Source organism: Agilicoccus flavus (assembly GCF_014857905.1).
GTDB classification, from domain to species: domain Bacteria; phylum Actinomycetota; class Actinomycetes; order Actinomycetales; family Dermatophilaceae; genus Agilicoccus; species Agilicoccus flavus.
The window spans coordinates 174,501-186,635 of sequence record NZ_JACYXE010000008.1; the positions used below are offsets into that span (position 1 = coordinate 174,501).

8 protein-coding genes are annotated in these 12,135 nt (G+C 70.0%); 3 read left to right on the plus strand and 5 right to left on the minus strand.

The window, feature by feature from the left end:
* The first annotated feature begins 78 nt into the window (after positions 1-78).
* Complete coding sequence (gene uvrB / locus ICW24_RS13095; RefSeq protein WP_226346159.1) at positions 79-2,181, plus strand: excinuclease ABC subunit UvrB; 2,103 nt, start codon at positions 79-81, stop codon at positions 2,179-2,181.
* 218 nt (positions 2,182-2,399) lie between these two features.
* Complete coding sequence (locus ICW24_RS13100) at positions 2,400-3,389, plus strand: TerC family protein (protein WP_226346160.1); 990 nt, start codon at positions 2,400-2,402, stop codon at positions 3,387-3,389.
* 40 nt (positions 3,390-3,429) lie between these two features.
* On the opposite strand, the gene ICW24_RS13105 is transcribed toward ICW24_RS13100, so the two are convergent.
* Positions 3,430-4,347, minus strand: a complete 918-nt coding sequence (locus tag ICW24_RS13105; RefSeq protein ID WP_226346161.1) for an EamA family transporter — start codon at positions 4,345-4,347, stop codon at positions 3,430-3,432.
* 164 nt (positions 4,348-4,511) lie between these two features.
* Between ICW24_RS13105 and uvrA the strand changes: the two genes are divergently transcribed.
* Positions 4,512-7,709 carry an excinuclease ABC subunit UvrA gene (gene uvrA, locus ICW24_RS13110; protein WP_226346162.1) on the plus strand — a complete coding sequence of 1,066 codons (3,198 nt, stop codon included), beginning with the start codon at positions 4,512-4,514 and terminating at the stop codon, positions 7,707-7,709.
* Positions 7,710-7,804: 95 nt separating this feature from the next.
* Here the strand turns inward: uvrA and ICW24_RS13115 are convergent, their stop codons facing one another.
* Genes ICW24_RS13115 through ICW24_RS13130 form a run of 4 tightly spaced genes read right to left on the minus strand, consistent with a single transcriptional unit; the run spans position 7,805 to position 12,061 of the window.
* A complete protein-coding gene (locus tag ICW24_RS13115) occupies positions 7,805-8,509 on the minus strand; it encodes an ABC transporter ATP-binding protein (protein ID WP_264176591.1) in 705 nt (234 codons plus the stop codon).
* Positions 8,510-8,514: 5 nt separating this feature from the next.
* Positions 8,515-9,414 (minus strand): ABC transporter ATP-binding protein, encoded by a 900-nt coding sequence (locus ICW24_RS13120; RefSeq protein ID WP_226346164.1) that lies wholly within the window; start codon positions 9,412-9,414, stop codon positions 8,515-8,517.
* The gene (locus ICW24_RS13125) at positions 9,411-11,138 is read right to left on the minus strand and encodes a branched-chain amino acid ABC transporter permease (RefSeq protein ID WP_226346165.1); all 1,728 of its coding nucleotides are present in this window, start codon (positions 11,136-11,138) and stop codon (positions 9,411-9,413) included. The genes ICW24_RS13120 and ICW24_RS13125 overlap by 4 nt, the downstream gene beginning before the upstream one ends.
* On the minus strand, positions 11,135-12,061 hold the full coding sequence (locus ICW24_RS13130; protein ID WP_226346166.1) for a branched-chain amino acid ABC transporter permease: 927 nt from the start codon (positions 12,059-12,061) through the stop codon (positions 11,135-11,137). Before ICW24_RS13130 ends, ICW24_RS13125 begins: the two co-directional genes overlap by 4 nt.
* Between the last annotated feature and the right edge of the window lie 74 nt (positions 12,062-12,135).

A 12,135-nucleotide genomic window follows, 5' to 3' on the forward strand; every position in this document is an offset into this window, starting at 1 on the left:
GCTGGGGACGCACCCGGGCGGGGCGGTCGTCGTCCGGGTGCGTCGAGGTTGTCGGTGGGGGCGTCTACCGTGTCACCCATGCGTCCCGTGACCGATCTGCAGCGCACCGTCGCCCCGTTCGACGTCGTCTCGGAGTTCTCCCCGAGCGGCGACCAGCCGACCGCGATCGCGGACCTCACACGGCGGTTGCGGGCCGGGGAGCAGGACGTCGTCCTGCTCGGCGCCACCGGCACGGGCAAGTCGGCCACCACGGCCTGGCTCGTGGAGCAGGTGCAGCGGCCCACGCTCGTGCTGGCCCCCAACAAGACGCTGGCGGCGCAGCTGGCCAACGAATTCCGGGAGCTGCTGCCGAACAACGCCGTCGAGTACTTCGTCAGCTACTACGACTACTACCAGCCCGAGGCGTACGTCCCGCAGACGGACACGTACATCGAGAAGGACAGCTCGATCAACGACGAGGTGGAGCGGCTGCGGCACTCCGCCACGAACAGCCTGCTCACCCGGCGTGACGTCATCGTCGTCGCCTCGGTCTCGTGCATCTACGGTCTCGGCACGCCGCAGGAGTACGTCGACCGGATGGCGCGGCTCAAGGTCGGGCAGGAGATCGACCGCGACACGCTGCTGCGCCGGTTCGTGCAGATGCAGTACACCCGCAACGACCTCGCGTTCACGCGGGGCACGTTCCGGGTGCGGGGTGACACCGTCGAGATCATCCCCATGTACGAGGAACTCGCCGTGCGGATCGAGTTCTTCGGCGACGAGATCGAGCGCCTGTACACGCTCCACCCGCTCACGGGGGAGATCGTGCGCGAGGAGCAGGAGATGTACGTGTTTCCCGCGTCGCACTACGTCGCGGGCCCCGAACGCATGGAGCGCGCCATCGGCGGCATCGAGCACGAGCTCGAGAATCAGCTCCGCACGTTCGAGCAGCAGGGCAAGCTCCTCGAGGCGCAGCGCCTGCGCATGCGCACGACGTACGACATCGAGATGATGCGGACCGTCGGCGTCTGCAACGGCATCGAGAACTACTCGCTGCACATCGACGGCCGCGAACCCGGGTCGGCCCCCAACTGCCTCCTCGACTACTTCCCCGAGGACTTCCTCCTCGTCATCGACGAGTCCCACGTCACCGTGCCCCAGATCGGCGCCATGTACGAGGGCGACATGTCGCGCAAGCGCACCCTCGTCGACCACGGCTTTCGGCTGCCCAGCGCGATGGACAACCGCCCGCTGAAATGGGAGGAGTTCCTCGACCGGATCGGGCAGACGGTGTACCTGTCCGCGACCCCTGGCGACTACGAGGTCGCCAAGAGCAACGGCGTCGTCGAGCAGATCATCCGGCCCACCGGACTGCTCGACCCCGAGATCGTCCTCAAGCCGACCAAGGGCCAGATCGACGACCTGCTCTTCGAGATCGGCGAGCGCACGAAGAAGAACGAACGCGTCCTCGTCACGACGCTGACCAAGAAGATGGCCGAGGACCTCACGGACTACCTCCTCGACAAGGGGGTGCGGGTCCGTTACCTGCACTCCGAGGTCGACACCCTGCGCCGGGTCGAACTGCTCCGGGAGCTGCGGATGGGGGAGTACGACGTCCTCGTCGGCATCAACCTGCTGCGCGAGGGCCTCGACCTGCCCGAGGTGTCTCTCGTCTCCATCCTCGACGCCGACAAGGAGGGGTTCCTGCGGTCGGCCCGCAGCCTCATCCAGACCGTCGGGCGGGCCGCGCGCAACGTCTCCGGCCAGGTGCACATGTACGCCGACTCCATCACGCCGTCGATGGAGTCGGCGATCGACGAGACGCGCCGACGCCGTGAGAAGCAGGTGGCCTACAACCTCGAGCGGGGGGTCGACCCGCAGCCGCTGCGCAAGAAGATCGCCGACATCACCGACATGATCAACCGGGAGGACGCCGACACCGAGGCGCTGCTCGGCTCGGGCCGCAACCAGTCGCGCGGCAAGAAGGGCGGCCGCAAGGGCGCCGACGCCGACGCCGGCCGGTCCCGGGCGGTCGACACGACGTCGATGGCCGCCTCGGAGCTGTCCGACCTCATCCAGGAGCTCACCACGCAGATGCACGGCGCCGCGGAGGAGCTGCAGTTCGAGCTCGCGGCCCGGCTGCGGGACGAGCTCGGCGACCTCAAGAAGGAGCTGCGTCAGATGCAGGAGGCGACACGCTGACCTGCACCGATCGGCGCGCCGGCCGGTTGTGCGCACACCGGTGGCGGGCGGGGATCGGCACGGGGCGCCGGAACCGGTAAGGTGCGAACGTCAACGGAGGGGAGTATCCCTGTCACGACCTCCCGTCAGCACGGTCCCGGCGCACCGACGCCCGGCCCGGGAGGTCGGCCCCTCGGGGTGGGAGAGACCTCCGGCCCCCTGCCCTCCGGAAGGCCCCCGTGAACATCCCGCTGTGGTTGTGGATCGCCACCCTCGTCGTGACGGTCTCGTTCCTCCTCGTCGACGTGCTCGTCATCGCGCGTCGGCCCCACGTCCCGACGATGGCGGAGTGCGCCCGGCACCTCGCGTTCTTCGTCGGATCCGCCATCGTCTTCGGCATCGCGATCGGCGTCCTGTCCGGCTGGGACTACGGCGCCCAGTTCTTCGCCGGCTGGATGACGGAGTACTCGCTGTCGGTCGACAACCTCTTCGTCTTCATCATCATCATGGCGAAGTTCGGGGTGCCGGAGAAGTATCAGCAGGCGGCCCTCATGGTCGGCATCATCATCGCCCTCGTGCTCCGCGGCATCTTCATCGCGGCCGGGGCCGCCCTCATCAACCAGTTCGCGTGGGTGTTCTACCTCTTCGGTCTCTTCCTCATCTACACCGCCGTCAAGCTCGCCAAGGAGGGCATGGGCGACGACGACGATGACGACTACGAAGAGAACGCGTTCCTCAAGTGGGTCACCCGGAAGTTCCCGGCCACGAACTCGTGGGAGCACGGCACGAAGCTCTTCACCCGGGAGAACGGCAAGCGCATCATCACCCCGATGCTCATCGTCATCCTCGCCCTGGGCACCACCGACCTCATGTTCGCGCTCGACTCGATCCCCGCGATCTACGGCCTCACCCGCGAGCCCTACCTCGTGCTCACCGCGAACATCTTCGCCCTCATGGGTCTGCGCCAGCTGTACTTCCTCATCGGCGGTCTGCTCAAGCGCCTCGTGTACCTCAGCCTCGGCCTGTCCGTGCTGCTCGCCTTCATCGGCGTCAAGCTCATCCTGCACGCCCTGCACGAGAACAACCTGCCGTTCCTCAACGGCGGTCAGCCGATCCACTCCGTCCCGGAGATCCCCATCTCCGTGTCGCTCGGCGCGATCGTCGTCATCCTCGGCGTGACCACCGTCGCGAGTCTCGCGAAGACCCGCCGGGACGAGCGCGTCTCCTGACCGCCCGCCGCCGCCCCGCCGGCCCCTGACGCACGACGCGTCAGGGGCCGGCGTCGGTCTGCGGGCCGGAGGGCGCCTCCTGTTCCGGGTCCGCCGGATCCCGCCGGGTCACGACCGCGGAGGCGGCCACGACGAGGAGCATCCCGACGAGCTGCGCCGGCGCCAGGGTCTGCGAGAGCACGAGGAAGCCGGCGAGAGCGGCGACGGCGGGTTCGAGGCTGAGCAGGACGCCGAACACGTGGGCGGGCAGGCGGCGCAGGGCAAGGAGCTCGAGGGAGTACGGCAGGACGGACGAGAGCAGGGCCACGCCCGCTCCGACGAGGAGCGGATGCGGATCCACGAGCCGGCTCCCGTGCCCGGCGACGCCGAACGGGGTCACGACGACCGACGCCACGACGAGCGCGATCGCGAGCCCGTCGAGGCGGGCGAACCGGGCCCCGACGCGGGCCGAGAGCAGGATGTACGCGGCCCAGCACGCTCCCGCCGTGAGCGCGAGGCCGAGCCCGACGACGTCGACCGCGGCCCCGTCGGTGTCGACGATCCTCGAGATGAGCACGACGCCGGCCGCGGCCACGACCACGGCGACCCCGTCGAGGACCCGACGGGACAGCACCGCGGCGAGCACGAGCGGCCCGATGAACTCGACGGTCACGGCGACGCCGATCGGCAGGTGGACGAGCGAGGCGTAGAACGACGTGTTCATCGCGGCGAGCGCGAGCCCGAAGGCCACGACGGTGGCCCAGTCGCCGCGGGACCGGCCGCGGATCCGGGGCCGCGCGACGAGCAGGAGGACGACGGCCGCCACGAGGAGGCGCAGGGTCACCGAGCCCGCGACGCCGACGATGGGCAGCAGCGTGGCCGCGAGGGCCCCGCCGAACTGCACCGAGACGACGGCCGCGAGGACGAGGCCGACGGCGGAGGCGCGCGAGCTGGGGTCGAGGGTGGGGGCGGCACGCATGGGTCCCAACCTAGACGCCGTCGGCCGGCCTCCCGTCGGGCCTCCCGGTGGGCGCGGGACTGCCGGCTGCCGGACACCCGGGGGCCGGCCGGTCGGCGGCCGACCGACCCGTCGCGGGACCGGACCCGGGCGGCGCGCGGACCCTGTCGGTGGGCCCGAATACGATGGCGGACGTGCCATCGCCAAGCTCAGCCACCCCCCGTCCGCGCCACGACCATCTCGTCGTCCGGGGCGCGCGGGAACACAACCTCAAGGACGTCTCCATCGAGATCCCGCGCGACTCGATGGTCGTCTTCAGCGGGCTCTCGGGGTCGGGCAAGTCCTCCCTGGCCTTCGACACGATCTTCGCCGAGGGGCAGCGCCGCTACGTCGAGTCCCTCTCCGCCTACGCGCGGCAGTTCCTCGGCCAGATGGACAAGCCCGACGTCGACTTCATCGAGGGCCTGTCGCCGGCCGTGTCCATCGACCAGAAGTCGACGAACCGCAACCCCCGCTCCACGGTGGGCACCATCACCGAGGTGTACGACTACCTCCGCCTGCTCTTCGCCCGGGCCGGGAGCCCGCACTGCCCGGTCTGCGGCGAGCCCATCACCCGGCAGTCGCCGCAGCAGATCGTCGACCGGCTGCTCACCCTGCCCGAGCGGACCCGCTTCCAGATCCTCGCGCCCGTCGTGCGCGGCCGGAAGGGCGAGTACATCGACCTCTTCGCGGAGCTGCAGACCAAGGGGTTCTCCCGCGCCCGGGTGGACGGCGACACGGTCTCCCTCTCGGAGCCGCCGAAGCTCGAGAAGCAGCGCAAGCACACGATCGAGGTCGTCGTCGACCGTCTCGTGGCCAAGGGCGACGACGCGGGCGCCAAGCGACGGCTGACCGACTCCGTCGAGACCGCCCTCGGCCTGGCCGACGGGCGACTCGTCGTCGAGTTCGTCGACGTCCCGGTCGGGGGAGAGGACGGCGTCGACTCCGTCGACGCGGTGCACCCCGAGATCGGGCTGCCGCGCGAGCGGCGCTTCTCAGAGCGGATGGCCTGCCCCAACGACCACGCCCTGTCGATCGACGAGATCGAGCCGCGGACGTTCTCGTTCAACAGCCCTTTCGGGGCCTGTCCGGCGTGTACGGGGATCGGCACCGAGCTCGAGGTCGACGCCGAGCTCGTCGTCCCCGACGAGGACCTCACCCTGCGGGAGGGCGCGATCGCCCCGTGGTCCCAGGCCAACGGGCTGTCCGACTACTTCGTCCGGGTCCTCGAGGCGCTCGGCTCGGATCTCAAGTTCTCCCTCGACCAGCCGTGGCACTCCCTGCCCGACCGGGCCCGGACGGCCTTGCTCGACGGCCGCGATCACCAGGTCCACGTGCGGTATCGCAACCGGTTCGGGCGGGAGCGCTCCTACTCGACGGGCTTCGAGGGCGTCCTGCCGTTCGTCCGTCGCCGGCACGCCGAGACCGAGTCGGAGTGGTCGCGCGAGCGGTTCGAGGGGTACATGCGTGAGGTGCCGTGCCCGGTGTGCAAGGGGGCGCGGCTCAAGCCCGAGGCGTTGTCGGTGCGGCTCGGCGGCCGGAGCATCGCCGAGGTGTCCGCGCTGTCCATCGTCGACTGCGCGCGCTTCCTCGACGAGGTCACCCTCGGCGCGCGGGAGGCGCGGATCGCCGAGCGGGTCCTCAAGGAGATCCAGGCCCGGCTCGGCTTCCTCCTCGACGTGGGCCTCGACTACCTCTCGCTCGACCGCCCCGCGGCGACCCTCTCCGGCGGCGAGGCCCAGCGGATCCGGCTCGCGACCCAGATCGGCTCCGGGCTCGTCGGAGTCCTCTACGTTCTCGACGAGCCCTCGATCGGGCTGCACCAGCGGGACAACCACCGGCTCATCCAGACCCTGACGCGCCTGCGGGACCTCGGCAACACCCTCATCGTCGTCGAGCACGACGAGGACACGATCAACGAGGCCGACTGGATCGTCGACATCGGGCCCGGCGCCGGCGAGCACGGCGGTCATGTCGTCCACTCGGGGCCGGTCGCCGAGCTGCTCGAGAACCCCGAGTCGATGACGGGGGCGTACCTGTCCGGGCGGAAGGTCGTCCCCGTGCCGCGGATGCGCCGGGCCGTCGATCCGGAACGCATGCTCGAGGTCGTCGGCGCGCGGCAGAACAACCTCCACGGGGTGGACGCGTCGTTCCCGCTCGGCACCTTCGTCGCCGTCACCGGGGTCTCGGGCTCCGGGAAGTCGACGCTCGTCAACGACATCCTCTACAACGTGCTCGCCAACAAGCTCAACGGCGCCCGTCACGTCCCGGGCCGCCACAAGACGGTCACCGGCCTCGAGCACCTCGACAAGGTCGTGCACGTCGACCAGAGCCCCATCGGACGGACGCCGCGGAGCAACGCGGCCACGTACACCGGGGTCTTCGACCACATCCGTCGGCTCTTCGCCGAGACCACCGAGGCGAAGGTACGCGGCTACCAGCCCGGGCGGTTCTCGTTCAACGTCAAGGGCGGTCGCTGCGACGCGTGCTCGGGCGACGGCACGATCAAGATCGAGATGAACTTCCTGCCCGACGTGTACGTGCCGTGCGAGGTGTGCCACGGGGCGCGGTACAACCGCGAGACCCTCGAGGTGCGCTTCAAGGGCAAGTCGATCGCCGAGGTCCTCGACATGCCGATCGAGGAAGCGGTCGACTTCTTCGCGGCCGTCCCCGCGATCTCGCGCCACATGAAGACCCTGCACGAGGTCGGGCTCGGCTACGTGCGACTCGGTCAGCCGGCGCCGACGCTGTCCGGCGGCGAGGCCCAGCGGGTCAAGCTCGCCTCCGAGCTGCAGAAGCGCTCGACCGGGAGGACGGTCTACGTCCTCGACGAGCCCACGACCGGCCTGCACTTCGAGGACATCCGCAAGCTCCTCGGGGTGCTGCAGGGGCTCGTCGACAAGGGCAACACCGTCCTCGTCATCGAGCACAACCTCGACGTCATCAAGAACGCCGACTGGATCGTCGACCTCGGCCCGGAGGGCGGTCACCGTGGCGGCAGGATCCTCGCCACGGGCACGCCCGAGCAGGTCGCGACCGTGGCCGAGAGCCACACCGGTCGATTCCTCGCGCCGGTCCTCGCCCGCGCCGACCACGTCCCCGCCGTGGCCCCGCTGGGCGAACGCCCCGAGGAACTGCCCCTCTCGGCCGGGCGACGCCGCGCGGCCGACGCCGCGAACCGGTCCGCCAAGGGCACCCGGTCGTCGGCCCGCGCCGGGACGTCGCCGAACGGCGCGACCACCAAGGCGACGGGCAAGGCCGCCACGAACACGCCGGCCAAGAAGTCGACCGCGAAGAAGACGGCCGCCAAGGCCGGCGCGAACCGGGCGCGCGGGACGCGCTGACGGATCGGGCGCAGCACACGGTGCGGTGACGCGTGACGGCGGGGCCGAGGCCCCGCCGTCACGTCTGAGAGGTCGTCGCCTGCGGGCGACGCGCGTCACGCCTCGCCGAGGTAGGCCTTGCGGACCTCGTCGCTGGTGAGGAGCTCCTTGCCGGTGCCGTGGAGGACGATCTTGCCGACCTCGAGCACGTACCCGTGATCGGCCAGGCTCAGCGCGGCCTGGGCGTTCTGCTCGACGAGCAGGATGGTCGTGCCCTGGCTGCGCAGGGTGCGCACCGTCGACATGATCTTCTTCATCATCAGCGGCGAGAGCCCCATGGACGGCTCGTCGAGCAGGAGCAGCCGGGGGCGACTCATCATGGCCCGCCCCATGGCCAGCATCTGCTGCTCGCCGCCCGAGAACGTGCCCGCCGGTTGACTGCGGCGTTCGGCGAGGATCGGGAACAGCTCGTAGGCCGCCTCGAGGTCCTCCTTCTGCGTGTTCTCGGTCCGGCTGAAGGCGCCGAGCCGCAGGTTCTCCTCGACGGTCATGCGCGGGAAGATCCGGCGTCCCTCGGGGGAGTGGGCGAGCCCGAGCGTGACGATCTTGTGGGCGGGCACCTTGTCGATGCGCTCGCCCTCGAACGTGATGCTCCCCGACTCGGGCCGGAGCAGACCCGAGATGGTGCGCAGGGTGGTCGTCTTGCCGGCGCCGTTCGTCCCGATGAGGCAGACGACCTGGCCCTCCTCGACGGAGAAGGTGATGCCCTTGACCGCCTGGATCTTGCCGTAGGCCACGACGAGGTCCGTGACCTCCAACATCGCCGTCATCCCCGGCCTCCTTCCCGTGCCTCGCGCGCCTCGACCTGCGCCTCGATCTTCGCGTCGATGTCGTCCGGATCGTCGGGCTCGGTCCCGTCGCCGGTCCCGATGTACGCCTCGATGACCCGCGGGTCGGACTGCACCTCGCCGGGCGTGCCCTCGATGAGCGTCTTGCCCCGCACGAGGCACAGCACGCGGTCGCACAGGTTGAAGATGAAGCGCATGTCGTGCTCAATGACGACCACGGCGAGACCCGAGTCGCGGATCTTGAAGATGAGCCTCTCGGCGTCGGCCGTCTCCTGCGGGTTCATGCCGGCCGTCGGCTCGTCGAGCAGGAGCACCTTCGGGTCCGTCGCCAGCGCGCGGGCGATCTCGAGTCGGCGCTGGTCGCCGTACGGCATGTTGCGCGCGAGCAGCTCGGTCGATCGACCCAGGCCGACGTAGTCGAGGAGCTCCTGGGCCCGCTCCCGGGTCTGGGCCTCCTCCCGACGGAAGCGCGGCGTCCGCAGGATCGAGTCGAACGCGCCCGCCTTCGTCCGGCAATACCGCCCGACCATGACGTTCTCGAGCGCGGTCATGTTCGCGAACAGGCGGATGTTCTGGAACGTCCGGCTCATCCCGGCCCGCACGACCCGTCCCGGCTTCGGCGGGAGGACCGTGCCGCTGAGACGCACCTCGCCCTCCGTCGGCTTGTACAGACCCGTCAGGCAGTTGAAGAACGTCGTCTTCCCGGCGCCGTTCGGGCCGATGAGGCCGACGATCTCGCCCTCGCGGACCGTGAGGTCGACGTCGTCGACGGCGGTGAGGCCGCCGAAGCGCATGACGACCCCCCGGGCCTCGAGCAGGACGTCGCGGCCCGAGGGGGCGTCGGGCGCGCCGGTGTCGTGGGCGACCGCGGTGCTCATGAGGTCTTCTCCTCGAGGTGGATCGTCTGGACCTTGTCGGCGAGGTGCTCGTCGTCCTCGTGGAACTCGAGCTTGCGACGCTTGCTCGCGACGAGGCCCTCGGGGCGGAACCGCATCATGAGGACGAGCAGGAGCCCGAAGATGAGGAGGCGGTACTCGGAGAAGAAGCGCAGCTTCTCGGGGAGCAGCTTGAGCACGACCGCGCCGAGGAGCACACCGCCCACGGTGCCCATGCCGCCGAGGACGACTGCCGCAAGGAGGAACGCCGACTCGAGGAACTGGTACTGATCGGGGGTGACCGAGACGTCGTGGTGCGCCTTGATCGTCCCCGCGAGGCCCGCGAGGAAGGCGCCGCCGGCGAACGCGAGCAGCTTGAGCCCGAAGACGTTGACGCCCATCGCGTCGGCCGCCTTCTCGTCCTCGCGGATCGCGACCCAGCCGCGACCGATGCGGCTGTTGTTGAGGTTCGAGAAGATGACGATGATCAGCGCGATGACGCACAGCAGGAGCAGGTAGTAGTTCGAGAAGCGCGTGATGGGGATCCCGAACAGGTGGTGGGTGACCCCGAAGTCGAAGCCGAAGAAGTTCAGCTCCGGGATCGCCGGGATGCCGTTGGGGCCGTTCGTGATCTTCGGGCCGTTGTTGCCGTCGAGGTTGAACATCGCGAGCCGGAAGATCTCACCGAAGGCGAGCGTGACGATCGCGAGGTAGTCGCCGGAGACCCGCAGGGTCGGCGACCCGATGATGAGGCCGAGCAGGGCCGAGAACAGCGCGCCGATGATGACCGTGACCAGGAACGGCGGCTGCCAGTCGATCGTCGCGAACGCCGAGCCCGACAGGATCGCCCCGACGTAGGCACCGGCGCCCAGGAAGGCGATGTACCCGAGGTCGAGCAGGCCCGCGAGCCCGACGACGATGTTCAGCCCGAGGGCCGTCGCCGAGAAGATGATGACCTGGGTCGCGATGGACATGTTCGCGTCGGACCCGTTCTGCGTCAGCGGGAAGGCGAACGCGGCCACGAACGCCGCGAGCGTGAGCACGCGGCTGTGGTACGAGGCGGTGACGCCCAGCCACGTGAACGCGTTCGCTCCGGCCAGCCCGGCGGCGGCCGCGCCGACCCCGAGCAGGAGCAGGACGAAGGCCCAGGGGTCGCGCAGCGTCAGGCCGTCGGCGACGAGCAGCAGCGCGATCGCCACGAGCGCGACGAGGACGAGGATCTCGACCCAGCCCTTGGCCCGCATCGCCCCGATGTTGCGGCTCGGGCGGCTCACCCCGAGGCGCCCGGCGACGACGAGCACGAGCGATCCGACGAGGGCCACCCAGGCCCCCGGGTCGGCGTTGACGAGCCCGCCGGCCTGCGCCGTGATCGCCGCCAGGGTCAACGCCATGTAGGCGACGGCGCCGAGCCCGAGGCGGAACGCGCCCCGGCTCGTGTCGAGGCCGGCCCCGAGTCGGCGCAGGGGACCCTTCGCCGACATCGCGAGGACGAGTCCGAGCAATCCGAGGACGAGCATCGTCAGCTGCACCGGGGCGGGGTTGCCGTAGAGGGTGAGGTCCCCGAGGACGTCGGGGTCGTAGCACCACGACATGAGGGCCGAGGCCGTCATGAGGCCGCTGCCGGCGTAGGCGAGGGGCACACCCTTGCCCGTGGCGCGGGGCGCAGGGGCGGGGGCGGAGCTGTCGGGGCTGTTCGCCCCGTCGGCGCGGTCGACTGTCGTACTCATGCGCGATCCACCACCCGGGCGCCCAGCAGACCCTGCGGGCGGAAGACGAGAACGAGGATGAGGAGACCGAACGCGAAGACGTCCTTCCAGGCCCCCGTGACGAACACGGTGGCGAGGGCCTCGGCCACCCCGAGGGTCAGGCCGCCGACGACGGCGCCCTGGATGTTGCCGATGCCGCCGAGCACCGCGGCGGTGAACGCCTTGAGGCCGGCCATGAAGCCCATCTTGAAGTCGATGTTGTTGTTCTGCAGACCCTGGGCGACGCCGGCGATGGCGGCGAGCGCCGCGCCGAGCGCGAAGGCGATGACGATGATCCGGTCGACGTCGATGCCCATGAGTCGGGCGGTGTCGGGGTCCTGGGAGACGGCCTGCATCGCGCGGCCCTGCTTCGTCTTGTTGATGAACCAGCCGAGGAAGAGACCGCAGACGAGCAGCGCGCCCATCGTGAACAGCGCCGGTCGCTGGATGACGACGGAGCCGAGGTGGAACGGGCTTCCCGTGACGCCGTCGATCGCCGGGAAGGGGATCTTGGACTTCGCCGAGGGGAAGCCGGGGATCGTGCCGTAGAAGAGGCGGACGAACTCCTGGAGGAACACCGAGATGCCGATCGCGGTGATGAGTGGCGCCAGGCGCGGCGCGTGTCTCAAGGGGCGATAGGCGATGCGTTCCATGATCACCGCGGTCGCGACGGAGGCGGCGATCGCCCCGGCGATCATGACCGGGAGCACCCACACCGAGGTGTTGTCCCGGAAGAGGAGGAACCAGGTGCTCAACGCCCCGAAGGCGCCGATCATGAAGACCTCGCCGTGGGCGAAGTTGATGAGCTGGACGATGCCGTAGACGACGGTGTATCCGACGGCGATCAGGGCGTACAACGAGCCGTTGGTCAGGCCGTTGACGAGCTGCTGAGGTATGTCGTTCATGGTGGTGGGCGGACCTCTGTCCTCGGGAGCGGGCCTGCGGCCGTACCTGCGCGGCCGCAACTCGAACGCGCAGG

Excerpts from the sequence above, each read along its gene's own strand:
- ICW24_RS13130 (WP_226346166.1), bottom strand. The coding sequence starts at position 12,061 with ATGAACGACATACCTCAGCAGCTCGTCAACGGCCTGACCAACGGCTCG.
- ICW24_RS13120 (WP_226346164.1), bottom strand. The coding sequence starts at position 9,414 with ATGAGCACCGCGGTCGCCCACGACACCGGCGCGCCCGACGCCCCCTCG.
- ICW24_RS13105 (WP_226346161.1), bottom strand. The coding sequence starts at position 4,347 with ATGCGTGCCGCCCCCACCCTCGACCCCAGCTCGCGCGCCTCCGCCGTC.
- uvrB (WP_226346159.1), top strand. The coding sequence starts at position 79 with ATGCGTCCCGTGACCGATCTGCAGCGCACCGTCGCCCCGTTCGACGTC.
- ICW24_RS13125 (WP_226346165.1), bottom strand. The coding sequence starts at position 11,138 with ATGAGTACGACAGTCGACCGCGCCGACGGGGCGAACAGCCCCGACAGC.
- ICW24_RS13115 (WP_264176591.1), bottom strand. The coding sequence starts at position 8,509 with ATGTTGGAGGTCACGGACCTCGTCGTGGCCTACGGCAAGATCCAGGCG.
- uvrA (WP_226346162.1), top strand. The coding sequence starts at position 4,512 with ATGGCGGACGTGCCATCGCCAAGCTCAGCCACCCCCCGTCCGCGCCAC.